Origin of the sequence: Klebsiella sp. CN_Kp106, assembly GCF_040064575.1 — a bacterium.
GTDB classification, from domain to species: Bacteria; Pseudomonadota; Gammaproteobacteria; order Enterobacterales; family Enterobacteriaceae; genus Klebsiella; species Klebsiella michiganensis.
The window spans coordinates 70,215-95,825 of the sequence record NZ_JBEAIG010000054.1 but is presented as its reverse complement, the minus strand read 5'-3'; the positions used below and the strand labels follow the sequence as shown (position 1 = coordinate 95,825).

General features: G+C 56.2%; 24 protein-coding genes. 15 read left to right on the top strand and 9 right to left on the bottom strand.

The window, feature by feature from the left end; all coding sequences use genetic code 11:
* Positions 1–312: 312 nt before the first annotated feature.
* On the bottom strand, positions 313–1,905 hold the full coding sequence (locus tag ABLU96_RS18885; protein ID WP_064378509.1) for an ABC-F family ATPase: 1,593 nt from the start codon (positions 1,903–1,905) through the stop codon (positions 313–315).
* Between the two features lie 177 nt (positions 1,906–2,082).
* Here ABLU96_RS18885 and ABLU96_RS18880 point away from each other — a divergent pair, with 177 nt between their 5' ends.
* Positions 2,083–2,865, top strand: a complete 783-nt coding sequence (locus tag ABLU96_RS18880; RefSeq protein ID WP_032748858.1) for a tyrosine-protein phosphatase — start codon at positions 2,083–2,085, stop codon at positions 2,863–2,865.
* Between the two features lie 190 nt (positions 2,866–3,055).
* Positions 3,056–3,970: a L,D-transpeptidase gene (gene ldtB, locus ABLU96_RS18875; RefSeq protein ID WP_004130773.1), complete on the top strand. Its 915-nt coding sequence runs from the start codon at positions 3,056–3,058 to the stop codon at positions 3,968–3,970.
* Between the two features lie 42 nt (positions 3,971–4,012).
* Here ldtB and ABLU96_RS18870 read toward each other — a convergent pair whose 3' ends face one another.
* The 5 genes from ABLU96_RS18870 to mntR form a co-directional block, all read right to left on the bottom strand.
* A complete protein-coding gene (locus ABLU96_RS18870; RefSeq protein WP_049079751.1) occupies positions 4,013–4,729 on the bottom strand; it encodes a GntR family transcriptional regulator in 717 nt (238 codons plus the stop codon).
* Between the two features lie 70 nt (positions 4,730–4,799).
* A complete protein-coding gene (locus ABLU96_RS18865; protein ID WP_025108091.1) occupies positions 4,800–6,176 on the bottom strand; it encodes a glycoside hydrolase family 1 protein in 1,377 nt (458 codons plus the stop codon).
* 151 nt (positions 6,177–6,327) lie between these two features.
* The gene (locus tag ABLU96_RS18860) at positions 6,328–7,368 is read right to left on the bottom strand and encodes an aldo/keto reductase (protein WP_025108092.1); all 1,041 of its coding nucleotides are present in this window, start codon (positions 7,366–7,368) and stop codon (positions 6,328–6,330) included.
* A 110-nt stretch (positions 7,369–7,478) separates the two neighbouring features.
* Positions 7,479–8,585, bottom strand: coding sequence for an anion transporter (locus ABLU96_RS18855; RefSeq protein WP_046878648.1), 1,107 nt, complete (start codon positions 8,583–8,585; stop codon positions 7,479–7,481).
* Positions 8,582–9,055: a manganese-binding transcriptional regulator MntR gene (mntR, locus tag ABLU96_RS18850; RefSeq protein ID WP_014228517.1), complete on the bottom strand. Its 474-nt coding sequence runs from the start codon at positions 9,053–9,055 to the stop codon at positions 8,582–8,584. Before mntR ends, ABLU96_RS18855 begins: the two co-directional genes overlap by 4 nt.
* Positions 9,056–9,237: 182 nt before the next feature.
* On the opposite strand from mntR, the gene mntS reads away from it, so the two are divergent.
* The gene (gene mntS, locus ABLU96_RS18845) at positions 9,238–9,363 is read left to right on the top strand and encodes a manganase accumulation protein MntS (RefSeq protein WP_004100500.1); all 126 of its coding nucleotides are present in this window, start codon (positions 9,238–9,240) and stop codon (positions 9,361–9,363) included.
* Between the two features lie 267 nt (positions 9,364–9,630).
* Positions 9,631–11,208 (top strand): phosphoethanolamine transferase, encoded by a 1,578-nt coding sequence (locus tag ABLU96_RS18840; RefSeq protein WP_032694517.1) that lies wholly within the window; start codon positions 9,631–9,633, stop codon positions 11,206–11,208.
* 69 nt (positions 11,209–11,277) lie between these two features.
* Here the strand turns inward: ABLU96_RS18840 and ompX are convergent, their stop codons facing one another.
* Entirely contained in the window at positions 11,278–11,790 is a 513-nt protein-coding gene (ompX, locus tag ABLU96_RS18835) for an outer membrane protein OmpX (protein ID WP_004130755.1), read from the bottom strand.
* A 351-nt stretch (positions 11,791–12,141) separates the two neighbouring features.
* Between ompX and rhtA the strand changes: the two genes are divergently transcribed.
* The 6 genes from rhtA (at position 12,142) to ybiO (ending at position 18,702) form a co-directional block, all read left to right on the top strand.
* Positions 12,142–13,029, top strand: coding sequence for a threonine/homoserine exporter RhtA (gene rhtA / locus ABLU96_RS18830; RefSeq protein ID WP_004100495.1), 888 nt, complete (start codon positions 12,142–12,144; stop codon positions 13,027–13,029).
* Positions 13,030–13,247: 218 nt separating this feature from the next.
* Complete coding sequence (gene dps, locus ABLU96_RS18825) at positions 13,248–13,751, top strand: DNA starvation/stationary phase protection protein Dps (protein ID WP_004130751.1); 504 nt, start codon at positions 13,248–13,250, stop codon at positions 13,749–13,751.
* Positions 13,752–14,122: 371 nt separating this feature from the next.
* Positions 14,123–14,869 carry a glutamine ABC transporter substrate-binding protein GlnH gene (gene glnH / locus ABLU96_RS18820; protein ID WP_004849110.1) on the top strand — a complete coding sequence of 249 codons (747 nt, stop codon included), beginning with the start codon at positions 14,123–14,125 and terminating at the stop codon, positions 14,867–14,869.
* A gap of 133 nt (positions 14,870–15,002) precedes the next feature.
* Positions 15,003–15,662, top strand: a complete 660-nt coding sequence (gene glnP, locus ABLU96_RS18815) for a glutamine ABC transporter permease GlnP (RefSeq protein ID WP_004100490.1) — start codon at positions 15,003–15,005, stop codon at positions 15,660–15,662.
* Positions 15,659–16,381: a glutamine ABC transporter ATP-binding protein GlnQ gene (gene glnQ, locus ABLU96_RS18810; RefSeq protein WP_004849106.1), complete on the top strand. Its 723-nt coding sequence runs from the start codon at positions 15,659–15,661 to the stop codon at positions 16,379–16,381. Before glnP ends, glnQ begins: the two co-directional genes overlap by 4 nt.
* A gap of 110 nt (positions 16,382–16,491) precedes the next feature.
* Positions 16,492–18,702 (top strand): mechanosensitive channel protein, encoded by a 2,211-nt coding sequence (gene ybiO / locus ABLU96_RS18805; protein WP_064404715.1) that lies wholly within the window; start codon positions 16,492–16,494, stop codon positions 18,700–18,702.
* Here ybiO and rlmF read toward each other — a convergent pair.
* Positions 18,697–19,611 (bottom strand): 23S rRNA (adenine(1618)-N(6))-methyltransferase RlmF, encoded by a 915-nt coding sequence (gene rlmF / locus ABLU96_RS18800; RefSeq protein ID WP_032748843.1) that lies wholly within the window; start codon positions 19,609–19,611, stop codon positions 18,697–18,699. The two genes, ybiO and rlmF, sit on opposite strands and share 6 nt — an antisense overlap.
* 95 nt (positions 19,612–19,706) lie before the next feature.
* Here rlmF and ABLU96_RS18795 point away from each other — a divergent pair, with 95 nt between their 5' ends.
* From ABLU96_RS18795 to ybiJ, 5 genes are all read left to right on the top strand, one after another.
* On the top strand, positions 19,707–20,321 hold the full coding sequence (locus ABLU96_RS18795; protein WP_014228513.1) for a flavin reductase family protein: 615 nt from the start codon (positions 19,707–19,709) through the stop codon (positions 20,319–20,321).
* Between the two features lie 297 nt (positions 20,322–20,618).
* Positions 20,619–22,907, top strand: a complete 2,289-nt coding sequence (locus ABLU96_RS18790) for a catecholate siderophore receptor Fiu (RefSeq protein ID WP_064404717.1) — start codon at positions 20,619–20,621, stop codon at positions 22,905–22,907.
* Positions 22,908–22,952: 45 nt separating this feature from the next.
* Positions 22,953–23,630 (top strand): PKHD-type hydroxylase YbiX, encoded by a 678-nt coding sequence (gene ybiX, locus ABLU96_RS18785; protein WP_025108099.1) that lies wholly within the window; start codon positions 22,953–22,955, stop codon positions 23,628–23,630.
* 68 nt (positions 23,631–23,698) lie between these two features.
* The gene (locus ABLU96_RS18780) at positions 23,699–23,965 is read left to right on the top strand and encodes a DksA/TraR family C4-type zinc finger protein (protein ID WP_004130731.1); all 267 of its coding nucleotides are present in this window, start codon (positions 23,699–23,701) and stop codon (positions 23,963–23,965) included.
* Between the two features lie 284 nt (positions 23,966–24,249).
* Complete coding sequence (ybiJ, locus tag ABLU96_RS18775) at positions 24,250–24,510, top strand: DUF1471 family protein YbiJ (protein WP_004130722.1); 261 nt, start codon at positions 24,250–24,252, stop codon at positions 24,508–24,510.
* A 127-nt stretch (positions 24,511–24,637) separates the two neighbouring features.
* Here ybiJ and ybiB read toward each other — a convergent pair whose 3' ends face one another.
* Complete coding sequence (gene ybiB / locus ABLU96_RS18770; protein WP_025108100.1) at positions 24,638–25,606, bottom strand: DNA-binding protein YbiB; 969 nt, start codon at positions 25,604–25,606, stop codon at positions 24,638–24,640.
* Between the last annotated feature and the right edge of the window lie 5 nt (positions 25,607–25,611).

The following is a 25,611-nucleotide window of genomic DNA, read 5'->3' as shown; positions in this document are numbered from 1 at the left end:
TTCTGACGGAGTAATCATACAAGCCCGGACAGATGCGCAGCATCGCCTCCGGGGAATTCAGCCACGCTGCGCTCTGCTCCCGGGGGCGGCGCTTAACGCGCCTTGCCCGGGCTACAGGTTCACCGCCGTCTGTGGGCCGGTAGCCCGGACAGATGCGCAGCATCGCCTCCGGGAAATTCAGTCACGTTGCGCTCTGCTCCCGGGGGCGGCGCTTGACGCGCCTTGCCCGGGCTACAGGTTCACCGCCGTCTGTGGGCCGGTAGCCCGGATAAGGCGCTGCAGCGCCGCAATCCGGGACAGACAACAGGAATATTATTCGATACCTTTGCTGCGCAGATAATCTTCGTAGTTACCGGTGAAGTCCACAACGCGCTCCGGCGTAATTTCAATCACTCGGGTCGCCAGCGAGCTTACAAACTCACGGTCGTGGGAAACAAAGATCAGGGTGCCCTGATACATCTCCAGCGCCATGTTCAGCGATTCGATCGATTCCATATCCAGGTGGTTGGTTGGTTCGTCCATCACCAGGATATTCGGTTTTTGCATCATCAGCTTACCGAACAGCATACGGCCTTTTTCGCCACCGGAGAGCACTTTCGCCGGCTTCTTGATATCGTCCTGGCTGAACAGCAGACGACCCAGGATGCTGCGCACCGCCTGCTCATCATCGCTTTCCTGCTTCCACTGGCTCATCCACTCGAATACCGTCAGATCGTTTTCAAACTCATATTCATGATCCTGCGCGTAGTAGCCAATCTGCGCGTTCTCAGACCATTTAACGGTACCGTTATCGGGCGTCAGATCGCCGACCAGGGTTTTCAGCATCGTGGATTTACCCACGCCGTTGGCGCCCAGAATGGCAAGCTTCTCCCCCACTTCCAGCAGCAGATTGACGTTTTTAAACAGCGGGACGTTATCAAAGCCTTTCGCCAGCGCTTCCACTTCCAGGGCGTTACGGAACAGCTTCTTATCCTGCTCAAAGCGAATGAACGGGTTCTGACGGCTGGACGCTTTCACTTCGTCCAGCTTAATTTTGTCAATCTGACGGGCGCGCGAGGTCGCCTGGCGAGATTTAGAGGCGTTGGCGCTAAAGCGGCTGACGAAAGATTGCAGGTCGGCAATCTGCGCTTTTTTCTTGGCGTTGTCCGCCAGCAGACGTTCGCGCGCCTGGGTCGCCGCGGTCATGTACTCATCGTAGTTGCCCGGGTAAACGCGCAGCTCGCCGTAATCCAGATCCGCCATGTGGGTACAGACCATATTCAGGAAGTGACGGTCGTGCGAAATGATGATCATGGTGCTGTCGCGATCGTTGAGGGTCTGCTCCAGCCAGCGGATGGTGTCGATGTCCAGGTTGTTCGTCGGTTCATCAAGCAGCAGAATGTCCGGGTTAGAGAACAGCGCCTGCGCCAGCAGCACGCGCAGCTTCCAGCCGGGAGCGACTTCGCTCATCGGGCCGTAATGCTGTTCAACCGGGATGCCGACGCCGAGCAGCAGTTCGCCGGCGCGCGCTTCAGCGGAGTAACCGTCCATCTCGCCGTACAGCACTTCCAGGTCAGCCACTTTGTAGCCATCTTCTTCGCTCATCTCCGCCAGGGAGTAGATGCGATCGCGCTCCTGCTTCACTTCCCACAGCTCGCCGTGGCCCATAATGACCGTATCCAGCACGCTGAACTCTTCAAACGCAAACTGATCCTGACGCAGCTTACCGATACGCTCGTTCGGATCGAGGGAGACGTTGCCCAGCGTCGGCTCAAGATCGCCGCCGAGGATCTTCATAAAGGTGGATTTGCCGCTACCGTTGGCGCCAATCAGGCCGTAACGGTTGCCGCCGCCAAATTTGACGGAAATATTTTCGAACAGCGGCTTACTGCCGAACTGCATGGTGACGTTGCTGGATACTAGCACGGGGTTATCCTGAAAATAGAGAATGAGAAGTGTGATGAACCAGACATTATGCCAGCAAATGCTTCACTTTTCACGGGGCGTTATAAAATCATCAATGACGCCTGTGTTAGGGTCATGTCATATTGCGTGGTTACACTGCTTAATGCGTAATTTTTTACCTTAATCTGGAAGGAACCTATGACCACACTCTCCCGCCATCCGGCTTTCTTATCGCTGCAGGGCGGTATCAACTTTCGTGACCTGGGCGGCCAGCGTACCGCCGACGGCCGTCGCGTGCGTACCGGGAAATTATTCCGCTCCGGCTCGCTGCATATGATGACGGCAGATGACCTCACCCATCTGGACGCGATCCCGCTTAGCCGAGTGATTGATTATCGCGATCCGGGCGAAGTGAATCGCAGCCCCGATAAGCTGAACGAAGCGGCTCACTACCTCAACGCCCCGGCGAATCCGCACGTTCGCGACGTCAACGCCAAAGTCACCGAGCTCAACGCCGCCACCCTGAACGCCCTTAACGGCGAGCAGTTTATGCTGGCGCTCTACCGCCAGCTGCCGTTCAATAACGCCGCTTATCGCCAGCTGGCCGGTTGGCTGATGGAGCCTTTCGACGGCGCGCTGCTGCAGCACTGCGCGGTGGGAAAAGACCGCACCGGCGTTGGCTGCGCGTTGACGCTGTTCGCCCTCGGCTGCGATCGTCATACGGTCATGGAGGAATATCTGCTCACCCAGGGCATGCTGACGCAGGTCGAAGATTTCATGCTCCAGTCCCTCGGCAATGCGCTGACCCCCCGCGGCCGGCAGAACCTGGCGGAAATGATGACGGTGCATGAGTCCTACCTTGCCGCCGCACTTTCGCAAATCGACGAACGCTACGCCAGCGTCGATGCCTGGCTGGAGAAAGAGTATCAGCTCACGCCACAGGCGCGAGAAGCGCTCCAGTCGCGGCTTCTGGAGGGGTAATCCCCTCCCGTTTTCAGGCTGCAGAGCCCGCGTTGACGGGCTACACTCAGGGTCACAGGAAAAAAATGTGATTTCGTACACATCTCATTTACCTGTTTGCCGGAAAGCACATATAATGCGCTCCCATCGACTTCCTGTTTAAACTGACAAAGGCCTGTGCGGCATTAACATCGCCCACGACATAAAGATTATGAAATTATCAACACTCTTCGCGGCAGCCTTCGCCATCGTGGGCTTTTGCAACACAGCTTCTGCTGTAACCTACCCTCTGCCCACCGACGGCAGCCGTCTGATTGGTCAGAACCAGGTGATCACCATTCCGGAAGGCAACAAGCAGCCGCTGGAATATTTCGCCGCTGAATACCAGATGGGTTTATCCAACATGCTGGAAGCCAACCCGGGCGTGGACACCTTCCTGCCGAAAGGCGGCACCGTGCTGAATATCCCGCAGCAGCTGATCCTGCCGGACACCGTGCATGAAGGTATCGTCATCAACAGCGCGGAAATGCGCCTCTACTACTATCCGAAAGGCACCAACACCGTCATCGTGCTGCCGATCGGCATCGGCCAGTTAGGCAAAGACACGCCGATCAACTGGGTGACGAAAGTTGAGCGTAAAAAAGCCGGTCCGACCTGGACGCCTACCGCCAAAATGCACGCTGAATATGCCGCAGCCGGTGAACCGCTGCCGGCCGTTGTTCCTGCCGGCCCTGATAACCCGATGGGCCTGTACGCGCTGTATATCGGCCGCCTGTACGCTATTCACGGTACCAACGCTAACTTCGGCATCGGCCTGCGCGTCAGCCACGGCTGCGTGCGTCTGCGTAACGACGATATCAAATTCCTGTTTGAAAACGTGCCGGTCGGCACCCGCGTAGAGTTTATCGATGAGCCGGTAAAAGCCACTACCGAGCCTGACGGCAGCCGCTTCATTGAAGTTCACAACCCGCTGTCCACCACGGAAGAGCAGTTCCAGGGCGGCGAAATCGTGCCGATTAACCTGACCAAATCAGTACAGGCGATTACCAGCCAGACTGACGTAGACCAGAGCGTGGTCGATCAGGCGATCCAGAACCGTTCCGGTATGCCGGTGCGTCTGAACTAAAACGCATCGCGCAGAGTGGCGGGCCCGGTGCCCGCCATTTTTTTATCCGTTATTGACCAGAATAATTCCGCCGTGGTCGTAGCGATAGTGGCAATGGGCATACTCCAGCGGCGTACCGTCCTCCAGATAGATCACCTGTTCCACCTCCAGCACCGGGTCGCTCGCTTCGCAGTTGAGATGTTCTCTGTCCAGCGCCTGCGGTTTCACCGCCCGCACCACCCGATACGAGCCCATCATTTTAAGCCCCAGCGTCTCCTGCACGTAGCGAAATACCGAGCTTTCGAGATGCGTTTTATTCAGGCCGGGCACCAGCGCAACGGGCATCACGGTGAGGTCCAGCGACACGGGTTCCTCGTTGAGCAGCCGCAAGCGGACGAAATCATAGACCGGGGCATCGGCGTCAATCAGCAACGAGCTTTGCTCTTTTTCCGTGGGGAAACGCAGCTCGAAGCGAATCACCCGGCTGGTGACTTCCCCTAAATGTTCCCAGGTTTTGGTGGCGCCAAAATAGTCGCTGCCGGGCAGCTCCCACTGCGAAAGCTGGAGGAAGTTTTTGCGCACGAAGGTTCCCTGCCCCTTACGGGTGTAGATAAGGCCTTCGACAATCAGCTGGCGCATCGCCTGCTGGATGGTCATCCTGCTGGTGCTGAACTCCGCCGCTAAGGCGAACTGGTCGGGTAACGGCGCGCTGGCGGGATACTGCCGGCTGATAATACGTTTTTTGATTTCCCGCGCGATACTCAGATATTTGGCCGTCATTCCCGGATCCTTTTACGTGTCTGATAGTGGCTGGCGGGCAGAATATACCATCTGCCCGCGCGAGGCGCCGCTACATCTCTTCGCCGTGACTGCGGATGGCCCGCTTCAGCCAGGCATAGCTTTTCTTCGGGACGCGCTTAAGGTCCTTAAGGTCGTGGTTTTCACGGTTCACGTAGACAACCCCGTAGCGCTTGCGCATATCGCCCTGCGAACTGAGAATATCGATTAATCCCCAGCCCAGATAGCCAATCACCCGCGCGCCGTCCTCAAACATCGCCTCTTTCATGGCGTTGATATGGTCGCGATGATAGGCGATGCGGTAATCGTCAGCGACCGGATTTTCTCCGTCCCAGGACTCAATCACCCCGATGCCGTTTTCAATCGGGAATACCGGCAGACGCCAGTCGTTGTAGTAGCGGGTAATGATGGTGCGAAAGCCCAGCGGGTCAATCTGCCAGCCCCACTCGGTGGCCTGCAGAAAGTCATTCTTTTTATCGCCAAACTGCATGTAGTGGTTCACCGGCGTGCCCGGCGGGATCGGGTCGCTATCCAGCGCCTTGCTGGCGTAGTAGCTAAAGGCCAGATAGTCGATTTTAACCTGCGCCATCAGCGCCAGATCCTCTGCGCGGTAGATATCCGCAAAGCCTTCGCGGGCGACAACGTGCATGACCTCCGGGCTGTAGCCCTCTCCGGCGAAGGCGCGCAGCAGGTTCTGGTTTAAAAACTCATCGAGCTGCTGGGCGCAAAGGATATCGCGCGGTTTGCAGGTCGCCGGATAGACCAGCGCGTGGGCCAGCATGCCGCCCATCAGGCACTGCGGCTTCGCCTGGTGCAGATACTGCGTCAGGTGTACGTGGGCCATCATCACGTGGTGCTGGATCTGATACAGCTCCCGCAGGGTCTTCTCGCCGCGCATATAGCCTGAAATCAGAAACGCGTCCGGCATGTGGTAGAGATTCTGTTCATTAAAGGTCAGCCACCACTTCACCTTGTCGCCAAAGCAGTCGATCATCTTCTGCCCGTAACGAATAAAGGCTTCCATCACCCGACGGTCGGTAAAACCGTTGTAGCGTTCAGCCAGCGACAGCGGCATATCGAAGTGATAGAGGCAGATCATCGGCTCAATGCCGCGGGCAAGCAGTTCATCAATAAACTGGTGATAAAAGGCGATACCTTCTTCATTGAACTCACCGTCGCCTTCCGGGCAAACGCGGCTCCAGGCAATCTGGAAGCGGTAGCAGTTCATGCCCAAATCCTGCATCAGGTCGAAGTCTTCCCGGTAGCGGTGGTACGAGTCGGTTGCCACCTTCCAGTCGGACGCAAATTCCGCCGGCTGGCGGATATCGTAAACCGACATCCCCTTCCCGCCCTCATTCCACGCCCCTTCGGTTTGCATACTGGAAACCGAGTTACCCCATAAAAAATCTGCCGGTAGTGTTCTGTTCATCGCTCGCACCTATGACTAGTCATATTAATTTCATGACTAGTCATATAAACGAAATTCTCCCGTCAGGCAAAGTCCAGGATCGCGTTTTGTGAGCGCAACGGATAAAAAAACCGGATCGCGAAACAGACGATCCGGCGTGCAAGAGAGGAAGTTACTGCTGGGCGAGCTGGTCGCGGCGGTATTCGCCCTGGCGCTCCAGCATCCAGCCCGGATACTCTCGCGGCAGCGCGCTGACCGCGTCAAGCCGCGCCAGTTCATCATCATTCAGGGCAATGCTGGTCGCCGCGAGGTTATCGGCGAGCTGCTCAGCGCGCTTCGCGCCAATAATCACGCTGCTTACCGCCGGCTGATGCAGCAGCCAGGCCAGCGCGATTTGCGCCACCGAAACGCCCTTCGCATCGGCAATCTCGCGCATCACATCAATGCAGTCAAAAGCCCGCGCTTTATTCACCGGCGGGAAATCAAACTCCTGACGGCGGCCGCCGCTCGCCGAGTGCCCATCGCGATCGTACTTACCGCTGAGCAGCCCTCCCGCCAGCGGGCTCCAGACCATCAGGCCCAGTCCTTCGCTCTGCATCATCGGCACCAGCTCGCGCTCCAGATCCCGTCCGGCTAGGGTGTAGTAAGCCTGCAACGAGGCAAAACGCGCCAGCCCCAGACGTTCGGAAATGCCCAGCGCTTTGACTATCTGCCATGCCGCCCAGTTCGACACGCCGATATAGCGGACGTGCCCGTGCTGCACCAGGTTATCCAGCGCATACAGCGTCTCTTCGATCGGGGTCGCCGGATCGAAGCCATGGAGTTGATAGAGATCGATATGATCGAGCTGCAGGCGACGCAGGCTCTCCTTCACGCTGCCGATGATGTGATAGCGCGAACTGCCGCGCGAGTTCACGCCTGCGGTGCCGGTTTCGCCAAACACTTTGGTCGCCACGACGACGTTTTCACGCGGCACTTTCAGATTCTTCAGCGCCTGGCCGGTAATCTCTTCCGAGCGCCCTTCTGAATAGACGTCAGCGGTGTCGATGAAGTTGATGCCCGCATCCAGCGCGCTGCCCACCAGCTGCTCTGCCTCCGCCTGGCGCAGCTGCCCCACTTTCCCCCACAGGCCGCCTTCGCCGCCGAAGGTCATGGTGCCGAGGCACAGCTCAGAGACAAAAAGGCCGGTATGGCCCAGTTTTTGATAACGCATAGGACTCTCCTTCAATCAGGGTGATTCACCATCGTGAATAAAGTTATACCCCGGAAAAGGAGAGCGCGAATGTGGCGTTTCTGTCCGTTTCTTGCCCAATTCTCTGAAAATCAGAGCTGCAGCAATCCGTACCCTACCAGCGCGGCCCACAGCAGCATGGGCAGAGAGTAGATATGGAAACGCCACCAGATACGGCGATCGCCAGCCATGCGCAGCGCAATCAGGTTTGCCAGAGAGCCCGGCAGCAGGCCGAACCCGCCGACGTTTACCGCCCAGGCCAGCAGCACCGATGGTGGAACGTAATTGAGCAGCAAAATGGTCGCCGGGACGTTGCTGATAAACTGCGACAGGCCAATCGACGTCAGCCACAATCCGCCTGCCGAGAGCTGGCCGACGCCGTTAAGCGCATGCTGGAGAGCCGGTAGCTGGGTCAACAGGTGAACGTCAATAAACATCGCCATGAAGACCAGCAGCAGCGTCCAGTCGACGTGGATAATGACCGCCCGCGCCAGCAGCAAAAAACCCAGCGCGATCAGTGCCAGTCCCCACAGCTCCTGCTTCAGCTCTAAGGCGGCTAAAAAGACCCCATAAAACGCCAGGCAGCTCCAGACCAGCTTTGGCCGCCAGGAGGGCGCCCTGTCGCTACTCTGATAGTCGAGACGCTTCGCGGGGAAACAGAACCAGCACAGCGCCAGCAGGGTGAGCATCATCGCTGCCGCCAGCGGCAGCATCTGGCCGATAAAGGCCGGAAAGGAGAGGCCCGAGCGCCCCCAGAGAAGAATGTTTTGCGGGTTACCGATGGGCGTTAACAACGACCCGGCGTTCACCGCCAGCGCTTCAAAAATGATGAGACGGCTTGTCGGGATGGCGCACCATTTTTTCAGAGTCAGCGTGAGCGGCACGACGATGAACAGCGCCACGTCGTTGGTTAAGAAGGTGGATAGCAGCGCGGCCGCCAGCACCATAAAGATGGCCAGCTGGCGCTCGGTCACAAAGCGGCGCGCCATTTTGCGACCTATTACGTCAAAATAGCCGCTCAGTTCAATACCTTTGGTCAGTAGCATCAGCCCGCTAAGGGTGATAATCGTATGCCAGTCAATGGCGTGTAGCCAGCCTGCAGGGGCAAACGGAACAAAAAAGCTTAAAACAACGCCGACGATCAGCAGCAGATGCAAAAAACGGTCGCGGATTAGCGACTGAACAAAGACGAGGTTCATTCTCCCGGTGACCCCTGCTTGAGGGTAAACTGTTTAAACATCGCCAGCGTCTCTTCGCTGACGTGGTGCTCCATGCCTTCGGCGTCGCGACGCGCAATTTCCGGGCTAACGCCGATCACCAGTAAAAAGTTTTCGACGATCTGGTGGCGTTCGCGGCTTTCATGCGCCAGCTTCTCACCTTCCGGGGTTAAAAAGATCCCCCGCCATGGGATCTGTTCGATCAGCCCGACGCTGGCCAGTCGTTTTAACATTTTCGCAACCGTTGGCTGCGACACCCCAAGACGCGCGGCCATGTCCACCTGACGGGCTTCCCCCACTTCCATAATCAGATCGGAGATCAGCTCCACGTAGTCATCAATCAGCTCCCGACGATGCGCCTCGCGCACCTGACGAAACCCCTCAACGTGTTCTTCGACATTCACTAGCTGCGTCACTTTTTTTGTTATTGGCTTACCTGCGCGACGGTTCATTGTGCTTCCTCATTCCTGTGACGCATCAAGCATCATATAAAAGGATCCCTATTGTAATGGATCGCGCACAGAGAACAAAAAATTAACGTTTTAGCCATAGCTATAAAATATAGCCTGTGCTATATCTGTATGTAATACACACATCCTTCAAGGAGTGAAGGACGAAGTTACAGGAGGTCGAGATGAATGAATTCAAGAGGTGTTTAAACGTGTTTACCCATTCTCCTTTTAAAGTACGGTTAATGCTTGTCGGTATGCTGTGCGATCTGATCAACGGCAAGCCCCAGCAGGATAAACCCAACAACTAATGCGGCGTCGCGGTACGCCGCTTCATTTTTCTGTCATAATTCCCCGTCAAACTGGCTGATTACTCAGCGCTACGGCAACTTTTTTCAAGTTTTGTAAGCTTCCTCCCAAAACAATCCGTTATGGATGGTTGACCTTAACATTTGCAAGCCCTATCTTTTGTCAGCCCTGCCACTACTGCGGCTCGCAGAGACCCTCTTCACGCACTGTCCAGCAGGTTTTACCCCTTGATGCCAGGGGACGCACATGGCTCTTTTTGATTGTTTACTATGAATGTCACGCTGAAAGAAACGCTGGTCGCCCGCGGACTGGTACTGAACCCATGGACAGGATTCTACTTTTTACAATCGCTGTTTATTAACCTGGCGCTGGGCTACGACTTTAGCCTGCTCTATACCGTTGCTTTTACCTGCGTGCTGCATCTGCTGTGGCGCAGCTTTCCGCGCGCGCAAAAAGTGACGATCGGCGCCTATTCGCTGCTGGCGGCCATGTACTATCCTTTCGGCCAGGCCTACGGCGCGCCCAATTTCAACACGCTGCTGGCGCTGCATGCCACAAACATCGAAGAGTCCACCGAGATCCTGACCATTTTCCCGTGGTACAACTATCTGCTGGCCGTGTTTATCTTTGCGCTCGGCGTGATTGCCGTACGGCGCAAGCCGGATGCATCGGCGCGATGGGGGAAAATGGAGACGCTGGGGCTGCTGTTCTGCACCGCTATTTTCTTTCTCCAGCCGGTGCAAAACCTCGCCTGGGGCGGCGTCTTTAAGGTTATCGACACCGGCTACCCCGCCGTACGCTTCGTTAAAGACGTGGTGGTGAATAATAATGAAGTGCTGGATGAGCAGGCGCGAATGGCGCAGCTGGCGAATATGAAAGACAGCTGGCACGTGCTGGCGGTAAAGCCCAAATATCATCTGTATGTGGTGGTGATCGGCGAGAGCGCGCGTCGCGATGCGCTCGGCGCCTTTGGCGGCCACTGGGACAACACCCCGTTCGCCAGCTCGGTAAAAGGCTATCTGTTCAATGACTACGTTGCCGCCAGCGGTTCAACGCAGAAATCGCTCGGTTTAACCCTCAACCGGGTGGTCGATGATAAACCGCAGTTTCAGGATAACTTTGTCACCCTCGCCAACCGCGCCGGTTTTCAGACCTGGTGGTTCTCGAATCAGGGGCAAATTGGCGAATACGATACGGCAATTGCCAGCATCGCCAAACGCGCGGACGAAGTTCAGTTCCTCAAGAACGGCGATTTCGAGGCCAATAAAAACACTCAGGATGAGCAGCTATTAAAGCTGACCGCGCAGGTGCTTGCCACCCGCCGCACCCAGCCGCAGCTGATTGTCCTGCATTTGATGGGTTCGCATCCGCAGGCCTGCGACCGCACCAAAGGGAAATACGCGGTTTTTGTTCAGTCGAAAGAGACCTCCTGCTATCTCTACACCATGACGCAAACCGATACGCTGCTGAGCGATCTTTATACTCAGCTACAAAACTCGGGCGAAACCTTCTCGATGACCTATTTTTCCGATCACGGTCTGGCTTTTAAAGAGCGCGGGAAAGAGGTGCAGTATCTGGCGCACGACGATAAGTACCAGCAGAATTTCCAGGTCCCCTTTATGGTGATCTCCAGCGATGATAAAGCGCATAAGGTCATTAAAGCGCGGCGGTCCGCCAACGACTTCCTCAGCTTCTTTTCGCAGTGGACCGGCATCAGCGCTCAGGAGATTGCCCCGCGCTATCGTTTTATCTCGGAACAGAAGGCCGGCCCCATCTACATCACTAACTTCCAGCTGAAGAAAGTGGACTATACCCATCTGGGTACCGACGCGTTTACCGTCAATTAACACGGTTGCGTAAACCGCAGGCAAAAAAAATCCGCCCCTTGAGGCGGATTTTTTATATCACCGGAGTGATTAGAAGCGGTAACCTACGCCAGCAATCCAGGTGCCAACGTCAACGTTACGAATGCGAGACTGCTCGTAGGAGAAGTCCAGAGCAACGTTTTCGATCGGGTTGAACTGCAGACCAGCACCGTAAGAGAAACCGTAGTCGCTCATGTCAGATTTGTTCGGGTAGCTGTTGTCCTGGAATTTACCGTAACCAACACCCACTACGCCGTAGATGCTCGCCCAGTCATTCAGACGGTAAGCCGGACCTGCGGTGATGCCGTAGTACTGGCCTTTTTTGTAAACGCCAGACTCAGAACGATCTTTTTCGGTGTAGGTGAAAGAACCGATAACACCCAGCGGGTTGTTGTCTTGCTCGTAGCGGTACTTCAGGTTGAAACCGCCTGCTTTGTTCGCTTCACCCTGCATGTCGCTCTGCGCGTAGCCACCGGTAACGGTAGAAGTCGCGGCGAAAGCAGTGGTACCTACGGATGCAGCCAGAACAACGGCCAGTGCTGAAAAACGTGCAATTTTATTCATAACCACCTCAAATGTGTTTCTAATAAGTCCTAAGCCTTAAATATAACAAAAACTTTTGGGAAACTCTTTTCACTTTACATTGTCTAACGTACTTTTTCATGTAACTAAAGGTTTCTACGTTTCTATAACAAACTGGAAAACAAACCTTTTTTACAAATATACTCCTATTAAGGCTCATAAAGCGCCAGACGTGTATCCAGATTATTCCTAATCTTCTGGTGAAATTATCTTCAACCCCGCGCTATTGTACTGCTTTTACACCCCTTTTTTTCAACATTAGCTCAACCGGCGCGGGGTAATTCATTTACACTGGAACCTTTACCGCATTTGACAAAATTGACAGGAGAAAGGATGCCCGGCTCTTCCCGCAAAGTACCGGCATGGTTGCCGATACTGGTTATTTTAATTGCCATGATTTCGATCCAGAGTGGCGCCTCGCTGGCCAAGTCACTCTTCCCGCTGGTGGGTGCGCCAGGCGTTACCGCCCTGCGCCTCGCGCTCGGCACCTTCATCCTGGTGGTTATCTTCAAACCCTGGCGCCTGCGCTTTGCCCCGGAGCAGCGCCTGCCGCTGCTTTTCTACGGCCTGTCGCTCGGTGCGATGAACTACCTGTTCTATTTATCGATTCAGCGCATTCCGCTAGGCGTCGCCGTCGCGCTGGAATTTACCGGCCCCCTGGCGGTGGCGCTCTTTGGCTCCCGTCGCCCTCTCGATTTCGTCTGGGTGGCGCTGGCGGTGCTCGGGCTCTGGTTTCTACTGCCGCTGGGGCAAAGCGTGGCGCAGATCGATCCCATTGGCGCGCTGCTGGCCCTCGGCGCTGGCGCCTGCTGGGCGGTCTACATTCTGACCGGCCAGCGCGCCGGCGAAGAGCATGGCCCCGCAACGGTCGCTATGGGGTCGCTGATCGCTGCGGTGGTCTTCGTCCCGATGGGGATGATCCAGGCCAGCGATACGCTCTTTCAGTGGGGGCTGCTGCTGCCGGGACTGGGGATCGCCATTTTATCGACCGCGCTGCCCTACTCTCTGGAAATGGTTGCCTTGACCCGCATGCCCAGCAAGACCTTTGGCACCCTGATGAGCATGGAGCCGGCTCTCGCCGCGCTTTCCGGAATGGTGTTTCTTGGGGAAACGCTAACCGCGACCCAAACGCTGGCGCTGGGGGCGATTATTCTTGCCTCGATGGGCTCCACGCTGACGATGCGTCGGGAAACGAAGATACAGAAGGTCGACATCAGCTAGCGAAAAGGAGCTGATTGACGAGAAACTCAATCATCTCCTTAATTTATAAACTATTTTTCCTGACTAACAGCCCTGCGCTATCAGACCGATAGAGACTACCGCCGCTGCAAAGCTCAAATCCGTTGCTATACTTAATTCCGCAAGTTATTGGGATGAGACGCTCCGAATAATTCGAATTTGAAGTATGACGAGTACAAATATCAAGAGGATATGACACTATGAGTACCGCAAAACTGGTTAAAACTAAAGCAACGAATCTGCTCTATACCCGTAACGACGTCGCTGATAGCGCGAAGAAAGCGACCGTTGAGCTGCTGAATCGCCAGGTGATCCAGTTCATTGACCTGTCTTTGATTACCAAACAGGCTCACTGGAATATGCGCGGTGCAAACTTTATTGCCGTTCATGAGATGCTGGACGGCTTCCGCACTGCGCTCGTCGACCACCTTGATACGATGGCAGAACGTGCCGTACAGCTTGGTGGCGTAGCGCTGGGTACGACTCAGGTCATTAACAGCAAAAGCCCGCTGAAAAGCTACCCGCTGGATATCCATAGCGTCCAGGACCATCTGAAAGAGCTGGCCGACCGCTATGCGATCGTCGCCAACGATGTGCGTAAAGCCATCGATGAAGCCAAAGATGAAGATACCGCTGATATCTTTACCGCCGCTTCACGCGACCTGGATAAATTCCTGTGGTTCATCGAAGCCAATATCGAGTAAGGCCAACTGCCGTCAGCCACGCTGGCGGCTTTTTTTCTTTCCACTTCCCCGCCGCGCACCACTTCAGTGCATGAGAATGTACAAAATACGCGCAAAAGTAAATCAATTGTAATAATCACCTCACACAATCGTTACGCCGAGATTGTTTTAACATCAGGGTTTGCGTTAAAAATGCTCTTGTTATGCGATACCTTTATGATGCACCAAAACGGCGCCCCATATCGGTGCATTTAACGTTATCCGTTATCAAAATTGTGCAACAGGCGCCTTCCTGCTTGTTATAAAACAACAGGTTGTAAAAGTGGCATGATTTTTTCATAAGGCAACTCGTTCTCGCAGGGGATCGTCCCGTGGATATAAAAGGAAATGCTATGAAGTCTGTATTTAAAGTTTCACTGGCTGCACTGACCCTGGCTTTTGCGGTTTCTTCTCACGCCGCTGATAAAACACTGGTTGTCGCGACCGACACGGCGTTTGTACCGTTCGAATTTAAACAGGGCGATAAGTATGTCGGTTTCGACGTTGACCTGTGGGCTGCCATTGCGAAAGAGCTAAAGCTTGACTACACCCTGAAGCCAATGGACTTCAGCGGTATCATTCCGGCGCTGCAGACCAAAAACATCGATCTCGCGCTGGCGGGGATCACCATCACCGACGAACGTAAAAAAGCGATCGACTTCTCTGACGGCTACTACAAAAGCGGCCTGCTGGTCATGGTTAACGCGAATAATAACGATATTAAAGATGTCAAAGATCTGAACGGTAAAGTGGTTGCCGTGAAGGGCGGCACCGGCTCCGTTGATTACGCGAAAGCCAATATCAAAACCAAAGATCTGCGCCAGTTCCCGAACATCGATAACGCCTATATGGAACTGGGTACCGGTCGCGCTGATGCGGTTCTGCACGATACGCCAAACATCCTTTACTTCATCAAAACTGCGGGTAACGGCAAGTTCAAAGCGGTAGGCGACTCGCTGGAAGCGCAAAACTACGGTATCGCCTTCCCGAAAGGCAGCGACGAGCTGCGTGAAAAAGTGAACGGCGCGCTGAAAACGCTGCGTGAGAACGGCACTTACAACGAAATTTATAAAAAATGGTTCGGTACTGAACCCAAATAATAATTAGCGATACTCTCTTCCAGGCCTGCTGTGGTCTGGTAGACCTGGAGCTCTCCGGGCTACCCGTCAGCAGGCCTGAATAGTTTTCTCAGGGGGTTTTCCTCTGTTTTCGACACGGTAACAGGAACACATTATGCAGTTTGACTGGAGTGCCATCTGGCCCGCCATCCCAATTTTACTGGAAGGCGCCAAAATGACGCTGTGGATTTCGGTCCTCGGCCTGGTCGGCGGTCTGATAATCGGTCTGGTGGCCGGTTTCGCCCGCTGTTTCGGCGGCTGGATTGCCAACCACATCGCGCTGGTCTTTATCGAAATCATCCGCGGCACCCCAATTGTGGTGCAGGTCATGTTCATCTACTTCGCCCTGCCGATGGCGTTTAGCGATTTACGCATCGACCCGTTCTCGGCGGCGGTGGTAACCATTATGATCAACTCCGGCGCCTATATTGCGGAAATCACCCGCGGCGCGGTGCTGTCGATCCATAAAGGCTTCCGGGAAGCCGGCCTCGCGCTGGGCCTTTCTCGTCGGGAAACTATCCGCTACGTGATCCTGCCGCTGGCGCTGCGCCGTATGCTGCCGCCGCTGGGCAACCAGTGGATTATCAGCATCAAAGATACCTCGCTGTTTATCGTCATCGGCGTGGCCGAACTGACCCGTCAGGGCCAGGAAATTATTGCCGGTAACTTCCGCGCGCTGGAGATCTGGAGCGCCGTTGCGGTTATCTACCTGATCATCACCCTGGTGCTGAGCTTTGTTCTGCGTCGTCTTGAAAGAAGGATGAAAATCCTGTGATTGAATTTAAAAACGTTTCCAAGCATTTTGGCCCAACCAAGGTGCTGCATGATATCGATCTGAAGATCAACCAGGGCGAAGTCGTGGTGATTATCGGGCCGTCCGGTTCCGGTAAATCGACCCTGCTGCGCTGTATTAACAAACTTGAAGAGATTACCAGCGGCGATTTGATCGTCGACGGTCTGAAGGTCAACGACCCGAAGGTTGACGAGCGGCTGATTCGCCAGGAAGCCGGGATGGTATTCCAGCAGTTTTATCTGTTCCCGCACCTGACGGCGCTGGAAAACGTGATGTTCGGCCCGCTGCGCGTTCGCGGCGCCAATAAAGCGGCGGCGGAAAAACTGGCGAAAGACCTGCTGGAGAAAGTGGGCCTCGCGGAACGTGCGCACCACTACCCTTCTGAGCTTTCAGGCGGACAGCAGCAGCGCGTGGCCATTGCCCGGGCGCTGGCGGTTAAACCCAAAATGATGCTGTTTGATGAGCCAACTTCCGCGCTTGACCCTGAACTGCGTCATGAAGTGCTGAAAGTGATGCAGGATCTGGCCGAAGAAGGCATGACCATGGTTATCGTTACCCACGAAATCGGCTTCGCCGAAAAAGTGGCGTCGCGCCTGATCTTTATCGATAAAGGGCGCATTGCGGAAGATGGCGATCCGCAGATGCTGGTGAATAACCCGCCCAGCCCGCGCCTGCGCGAGTTTTTGCAGCACGTAGCCTGATGCCCCCCGGCTCTCCCTTCGCGGGAGAGCCGCTTTCCAGAATCATCCCAACCTCGCTCTGCGGATCTCATCTTCTATACTTATTGGTTTGAGATGCAATGGAGGTGCCTGTGCCGCGGATTTTGTTACTGCTTGCCCTACTCTTCACCGCTCCGCTATGGGCCGCGACGCTGCCCGGCGTTCCGGCAACCACAGCGGCCCCGTCCAGCAGCAGTGAACCCGATGTGGCGCAGAAGAAAGCGGCCTACGGCGCGCTGGCCGACGTGCTTGAAAACGCCGACGCCCGTCAGGAGCTTATCGAGCAGCTGCGGAAAGCCGCCGCCACGCCGCCGCCGGACAGTACGCCGAAGCTGACGCCGCCGGAAATAAAAGACGAGACCACGGTGCTGGAGAACGTCACCCACATCAGCCGCGAATACGGAGAGCAGCTCTCTTCGCGCTTCTCCCAGCTGTGGCGCAACATCACCGGTTCTCCGCACAAAGCGTTTAATTCTCAGACTTTCACCAACGCCGCCTGGCATTTCCTGCTGCTGGCGGGCATGGTCTTTGCGTTCTGGTGGCTGGTACGCCTGGCGGCCCTGCCGCTGTATCGCAAAATGGGCCACTGGGGACGGCATAAAAACCGCGACCGCAGCAACTGGCTTCAGCTACCTGCAACCATCGCCGGCGCGTTTATTTTTGACCTGCTTCTGCTGGCGCTCACGCTCTTCGTGGGCCAGCTTTTAAGCGACCGCCTGAACGGTAACAATCCCACCATCGCCTTTCAACAAAGCCTGTTTCTCAACGCCTTCGCGCTGATTGAATTTTTCAAGGCCATTCTGCGGCTTATTTTTTGCCCCCGCATCCCGGAGCTACGCCCGTTCAACCTCAGCGATGAAGCGGCGAAATACTGGAACCTGCGTCTCAGCGCGCTGAGCAGCCTGATTGGCTACGGGCTCATCGTCGCGGTGCCGATTATCTCCAACCAGGTCAACGTACAGTTCGGAGCGCTGGCCAACGTGGTGATTATGCTGTGCATTACGCTGTGGGCGCTGTACCTGATATTTCACAATAAGAAATTGATTACCCAAGGGCTTATCCATCTCGCCGACCGCTCGCTGGCCTTCTTTAGCCTGTTTATCCGCGCCTTTGCGCTGATCTGGCACTGGCTGGCCTGCGCCTATTTTATCGTGCTGTTTTTCTTCTCCCTGTTCGACCCCGGCAACAGCCTGAAATTTATGATGGGCGCGACGCTGCGCAGCCTGGCCATCATCGGCGCTGCCGCGCTGATCTCCGGTATTCTGTCGCGCTGGATTGCGAAAACCATCACCCTGTCGCCGGAAACCCAGCGCAACTACCCCGAACTGCAAAAACGGCTGAACGGCTGGATCTCCGCGTCGCTGAAAGCCGCGCGTATCCTGACGGTCTGCGTGGCGATCATGCTGCTGCTCAGCGCGTGGGGGCTGTTCGATTTTTGGCAGTGGATGCATAACGGCAGCGGGCAAAAAGCGGTCGATGTGCTGATTCGTATCGCGCTGATCCTCTTCTTCTCGGCAATTGGCTGGACGCTGCTCGCCAGCCTGATTGAGAACCGGCTGGCATCGGATATTCACGGCCGCCCGCTGCCCAGCGCCCGCGCCCGAACGCTGCTGACGCTGTTTCGCAACGCGCTGGCAGTGGTCATTAGCACCATTACTATCATGATCCTGCTTTCGGAAGTGGGCGTGAACATTGCCCCGCTGCTGGCCGGCGCCGGCGCGCTGGGCCTTGCGATTTCGTTCGGCGCGCAAACCCTGGTTAAAGATATTATTACCGGGATTTTCATCCAGTTTGAGAACGGCATGAATACCGGCGATCTGGTGACCATCGGGCCGTTAACCGGGACGGTAGAACGCATGTCGATTCGCTCCGTCGGCGTACGCCAGGATACTGGCGCTTATCACATTATTCCGTGGTCTTCGATAACCACCTTCGCCAACTTCGTGCGCGGGATCGGCTCGGTGGTGGCCAACTATGACGTTGATCGACAGGAGGATCTGGATAAGGCCAACCAGGCGCTGAAAGACGCGGTCGCGGAAGTGATGGCGCAGGAAGAGATTCGCGGGCTGATCATTGGCGAGCCCTCTTTCGCTGGATTGGTGGGCTTAAGCAATACCTCCTTCACCCTGCGCGTCACCTTTACCACCCTGCCGTTGAAGCAGTGGACGGTAAGGTTCGCCCTCGACACTCAGGTGAAAAGGCATTTTGACCTCGCGGGCGTGCGGGCGCCGGTACAAACTTACCAGGTTCTGCCGATGCCGGCACCGGCGGGACCGCCGGCACCCGCCGAGCCCACGTTATAAAGCGCGGCGACGTTTGGCTTCGTCCATAAAGGTCCAGGCGATAAAGCGGCTCTGCTTATTTCCCTGGGCCATCTCTTTTTTCACTACTTTCACCGCGCCGACGTCGGTCAGCGCACGGTAGAGCGGCGGCAAATTGTCGCCGCGAGAAACCAGCGAGGTAAACCACTTCACCTGACGGCCAAACTGCTGGCTCTCCGCAATCATCTGCGTAATAAACGCAACCTCGCCCCCTTCGCACCACAGCTCCTGCTGCTGGCCGCCAAAGTTCAGCACGCTCTCCTCGCCCAGTCCCAGGTTGCGACGTTTACGCTCACCGCCCGCCTGCGCGCTGGCGGCGGAATCATGGAACGGCGGGTTGCACAGGGTCGCGTCGTAGGTCTCATTTTTATGAATAATGCCGGTCAGAATCGCTTTGGCGTCTTTTTGACGACGCAGGCGGATCTGGCGAGTCAGGCCGGGATTGCCGTTGACGATAGCCTGGGCGCTGGCGAACGCGTCGGCGTTCACTTCGCTGCCGGTAAAACGCCAGCCGTACTCGTGCACGCCAATGAGCGGATAGATGCAGTTTGCGCCAACGCCAATATCGAGAATGCTGGCGGTGGCCGGGATCGTCCCGCTATCCAGCGCCAGCAGATCGGCGAGATGATGGATGTAGTCAGCCCTGCCCGGCACCGGCGGGCAGAGAAAGCCGTCGGGAATATCCCAGTGTTTCACCGCGTAGAAGTGCGCCAGCAGCGCTTTATTCAGCGCCTTCACCGCCAGCGGATTGGCAAAGTCGATGGTCTGCTCACCCACCGGGTTAAGGGTGATAAAGCCCTGGAGCTCAGGGTGGGCCTGGCACAGCGCGGGCAGGTCGTAGCGTTGTTGGTGACGGTTACGCGGGTGTAACCCCGGTTTCTGGGCTTTCATGGCAATCTCCTTTGAACAGCCGCGTAAGATACCCGTTGACGGCGGCGCGGTAAATAAGTGAGTCTGGTTATCTCTTTTTTTGTCACGGGTGTCGTATGTATTTCTACCAACCTTCGCACGGACACGGGCTGCCGCACGACCCGCTTAACGCCATTATCGGGCCGCGCCCCATCGGCTGGATAGCCTCCCTTGATAACAGCGGCCAGCGTAACCTCGCGCCGTACAGTTTTTTCAACTGCTTTAACTATCGGCCGCCGATTATTGGTTTTGCCAGCAGCGGCTGGAAAGATAGCGTACAGAATATCGCCGAGACTAAAGAGTTCGTCTGGAATCTGGCCACCCGGCCTCTGGCGGTCGCGATGAACGAAACCTCCGCCACCCTTCCCCATAATGAAGATGAATTCATCCGCGCCGGGCTGACTGCCGCTCCCAGCCGCATCGTCAGCGCGCCGCGGGTCGCCGAAAGCCCGGTAAACTTCGAGTGTCGCCTTTCACAATGCATCCAGTTAACGACCGCAGAAGGGCGAGCGGTTGACACCTGGCTGGTGCTGGGCGAAGTGGTGGCGGTGCATATCGATGAATCGCTGCTGGAAGACGGAATTTACCAGACCGCCAAAGCCCAGCCGATTCTGCGCGCCGGAGGCCCCAGCGCCTATTATGGCATTGATGAAAGCCTGCGCTTTGACCTCGTTCGTCCGGACGCCCGCTAACCCTCCCACCCGGCCTGTACTAGCGCCGTTTTCCTGGCCGGGTAGCTGAATGCCATTTCCCGCGACAACCTCGCCTGCCCGGCGCGCCTTTATGTAGAAAAAATGCAGTCAATGTAAATAAATGTATTTATTTTTTTATAAATGAGTGATAGAAATTCGCCTGTTGTTTGATAATGATTATCACAATCATTATCAAACTCATTGCTTTTGTAAAAAATCACCTGCAGTGGTCGGGGCGAAGCAACGCTTCGTCTGCGGTCGTTATGGCCTAATTAAAATTATAAGTCACTTATTGATATGGAAAAAAATAACAATTTGCCGTTCAGCAGTTTTCACTCGCTCACTCTCTTCACCGGCTTATGCCTGAGTCTTTCTCCGACCGGCCAGCTGCTTGCCGCGGATAGCACTGAAAAAAATAGCGGCGAAACGCTGGTGGTCGAAGCGCAGACGCCATCGCTGTACGCGCCGACCCGCTCCGCCGATCCTAAATTTTCACGCCCGATCGCCGACACGACGCGGACGGTTAGCGTGGTCTCTGAGCAGGTGATGAAGGACCAGGGCGTCACTAACCTCACCGACGCGCTGAAAAACGTTCCCGGCGTCGGCGCTTTCTTTGCCGGCGAAAACGGCAACTCGACGACCGGCGACGCGATTTACATGCGCGGGGCGGACACTTCCAACAGCATTTACGTCGACGGCATCCGCGATATCGGCAGCGTCAGCCGCGATACTTTTAATACCGAGCAGATCGAAGTCATCAAGGGACCTTCAGGCTCCGACTACGGGCGCAGCGCGCCGACCGGTTCAATCAATATGATCAGCAAACAGCCGCGCCTCGATTCCGGCATCGACGCCTCCGCCAGCGCGGGCAGCGCCTGGTTCCGACGCGGCACCCTGGATATTAACGAGGCCATTGGCGAAACCAGCGCGGTGCGTCTGAATCTGATGGGCGAGAAAACCCATGATGCGGGCCGGGACAAGGTGAAAAACGAGCGTTACGGCGTCGCGCCATCGGCCGCATTTGGCCTCGGCACCGAAAACCGCCTGTATCTTAACTATCTGCACGTAACCCAGCACAACACGCCCGACGGCGGCATTCCCACCATCGGTCTGCCGGGCTATTCCTCTCCCAACGCCGGCACCTCGGCGCTGAATCACTCCGGCAAGGTCGCCACCAGCAACTTCTACGGCACCGACTCCGACTACGATGATTCCACAACCGATACCGTGACGATGCGCTTCGAGCACGACCTGAGCGACACGACGACGATTCGCAACACCACCCGCTGGTCTCGCGTGAAGCAGGATTACCTGATGACTGCGGTGATGGGCGGCGCGTCAAACATCACTCAGCCAAACCCCAACGATGTCGGCACCTGGACCTGGTCGCGCCTGGCGAACACCAAAGATACCAGCAACAAGATCCTGACCAACCAGACTAACCTGACGTCGACGTTCTATACCGGGGCCATCGGTCATGACGTCAGCACCGGTGTGGAATTTACCCGCGAAACCCAGACCAACTACGGGGTATATCCGCTCACGCCTCCGGCGGTGAATATTTATCATCCGAACAGCGATATCTCCATCGGCGGCCTGAACCGCAGCGGCGCCAACGCTAACGGACAGACGGATACCTTCGGCGTCTATGCTTTCGATACGCTGCAGATAACCCAGGACGTCGAACTTAACGGCGGGATCCGTCTGGATAACTACCAGACCAAATACGATAGCGCCAGCCTGTGCGGCGGTACCGGACGCGGCGCCATCGCCTGCCCGACCGGAGTCGCGAAAAATACCCCCGTCACCACCGTCGATACCTCAACCAGCGGTAACCTGGTTAACTGGAAGGCTGGCGCGCTGTACCACCTGACCGATAACGGCAACCTCTACGTCAACTACGCCGTCTCCCAGCAGCCGCCGGGAGGGAGCAACTTCACCCTCGCGCAAAGCGGCACCGGCAGCAGCGCCAACCGAACCGACTTTAAACCGCAGAAGGCCAAAACCAGCGAAGTCGGCACCAAGTGGGAGCTGATGGATAAGCGCCTGCTGCTGACCGCCGCCCTCTTCCGCACCGATATTGAAAACGAAGTCGAGCAGAACGACGACGGCAGCTATTCGCAGTACGGTAAGAAGCGCGTTGAAGGCTATGAGATCTCTCTGGCCGGTAATATCACGCCCGACTGGCAGGTGATTGGCGGCTATACCCAACAGCACGCCAGCGTTCGTGAAGGCGCGAATACCGCCCAGGATGGCACCAGCGCGCTGCCGTATACGCCAGAGCACGCGTTTACCCTCTGGAGCCAGTATCAGGCCACCGATGCGATCGCCGTCGGCGCCGGCGCGCGATACGTCGGCAGCATGCATCGCGGCAGCGACGGTGCGGTCGGCACGCCTTCCTATACCGAAGGCTACTGGGTGGCTGATGCCAAAGTCGGCTATCGCATTAACCGTAATCTCGACCTGCAGCTGAACGTCTACAACCTGTTTGATACCGACTATGTCGCCTCGATTAACAAGAGCGGCTACCGTTATCACCCGGGTGAACCGCGAACCTTCGTGCTCACCGCCAATATGCACTTCTGATCCACCCCGGGGCGGCTGCGCCCCGTTTTCTCCGGAGATAAAACGATGATGTATCATATTCCCGCCGTTCTCAGCTCTCAGGAAGTGGACGATTTTATCGCTCAGCTGCAGCAGGCGGAATGGGTCGACGGGCGCGTGACGACCGGCGATCTGGGCGCCCAGGTCAAAAATAACCAGCAGGTTGATACCCACAGCAATCGTTACGGCGAACTTCAGGGCAACGTACTGGCGGCGCTGAATCGCAGCTCGCTGTTTTTTGCCGCCGCGCTGCCGAAAGCGATTTCCAGCCCGCTGTTTAATCGTTATCAGCAGAGCGAAACTTATGGTTTCCACGTCGACGGCGCGGTGCGCAGCCAGGCGCAGGGAGGCTGGATGCGCACCGATCTTTCCGCCACGCTCTTTTTAAGCCCCCCGGAGAGCTACGAAGGCGGTGAGCTGGTCGTGAACGATACCTACGGACAGCATTCGGTTAAGCTCCCTGCCGGGGACCTGGTGCTCTATCCTTCAAGCAGCCTGCACTGCGTCACCCCGGTGACCTCAGGCGTTCGCGTCGCCTCGTTCTTGTGGGTTCAGTCAATGATCCGCGACGATAAACGCCGCAGTATGCTGTTTGAACTGGATGGCAATATTCAGAAATTAAAAAGCCGCCACGGCGAAAGTGACGAAGTCCTGTCTCTGCTTAATCTGTACCATAACCTGCTGCGCGAATGGTCAGAGATCTGAGCCTTGTCTGGTCATTTTTTATCCCCATATTCTCTATACTAAAGAGAGGCGAGATAGCGAGGTGAACTATGGCATCAGGCTGGGCGAATGATGACGCGGTGCAGGAACAGATCGACAGCACCATCAACGACGCGATAGCTCGGGCGCGAAACGAACTGTCATCGGGGGAAAGCAACAAATTTTGTGAAGAATGCGGAGAGCCGATTCCTGAGGCGCGTCGACGGGCGGTGGCGGGGGTGAAATACTGCGTAAAATGCCAACAGGAGAAAGATTTACATAACAATACATTTTCAGGATATAATCGCAGAGGCTCCAAGGATAGCCAGCTTCGCTGACCAATATTTACCGTTCATTACGCACATCGCGTTATCTTTTCGCGCACGTTTTTTGGCAAACGGCGTGGCAAAATGTGCCCTTCCAGCCCCCCGTTCGCCGCCCCGACCTGTTTCGCCGCCGCCGGCTAAAATAATTTATTAATATTCAATAAATTAATAGTCGTTCAAAAAATTAGATGAAGACTGTTAATTTCCTTCGATTTTATCTCCCGCTAAAAACCGTGATACTTATCACATCGACGGAACATCGTCCCCTATACAGAACAACCTGCGAGAGATTAACTATGAAAAACATCAAATATGCTGCCGCCGCTATCGCCCTTTCCGCTCTGTCTTTCGGCGCGTTCGCCGCTCAGCCGGTGACATCGGCTCAGGCAGAGAGCATGAACAAAATTGGTGTGGTTTCCGCTGAAGGCGCGACGACGCTGGATGGACTGGAAGCTAAACTGGCTGAAAAAGCCGAGGCCGCTGGTGCAACCGGCTATAGCATTACCTCCGCTAACAGCAACAACAAACTGAGCGGTACTGCGGTTATCTATAAATAATCGTCAGTTATCCCTGTAGCAACAGCAACACCCTGTAATGCCACTGTTTTAACCCTGTAAGATCCTTTAATACCCTTGCCTTGCCCGTCCATGCCACTGGACGGGCTTTTTTTTGCCTGCGATAGGGTTACCAGCTCTCAGCCACCTTCGCCAGCCCCTGCTCCAGAGACAAGACCACGCCGGTGGCCAAAAGACAGCAGGCCAGCTGAATTTTCAACGATGACGGCAGCGGTTCGCTCCCGACCATACAGCGCTCGATCCAGCGCGCGGTCACTTCGGGATCTTTTGACTCCGGCAGAGCGACTGCCTGCGCAGCGGCGCCATCCTGACGCTCGTTAACCACCCGCGTACCGGTCTCATCAATCAGGCTAATCTGCGGGCAGCGCTGCGGGTTAGCGTAAACTTCGCCTTCAGTACCGTGCATCAGCAGCGCCCGGCCGCCGATCCCGGCAAAAAATTTCGCGACCCGACCGACGTACTCAGGGTGCGAAACGCTCGACAGGCGCAGCGCCGCATCTTCGGCAAACGGCGTCGCCAGCTTGGCCAGGGTGTGGGCGCTGTTACGCACGCCCATGCGCCAGCGCATCGCCAGCTGTTTTTCCAGCGGCGGACAAAATACGCCGACCGGAACGTAAACCGGCTGGTGACTGTCTAGCCGCGCCTGTGCCTGGCCCGCGTGAAGCGTCGCCGGGATCCCCATCAGGTCAAAAATGGTTTCCGTCAGCACGCGGGTGGGATCGTGGCTAACGCCGTGAACGATAACCGGAAAGCCGAGCTTATGCAGCAGGACGGCCAGCAGCGGCGTCAGGTTGGCCTGTTTACGCGCGCCGTTATAGCTGGGGATCACAATCGGCATCGGTTTGCCGACCGGCGGCGTCAGCTTAATGGTGTGCTCCTGCATCGCTTCATAGAAGCCCTTCATCTCCGCTTCACCTTCGCCCTTGATGCGCAGGGCAATAAGAATGCCGCCGAGCTCAAGGTCAGGCACCTCGCCGTTAAGCATCCGCGAGTAGAGCGCGCGGGCCGTTTCCACGTCCAGGTCGCGAGCGTGGTTTTTTCCGCGCCCGACTTCTTTAATGATTTTGCTGTAGTCCATTGCAG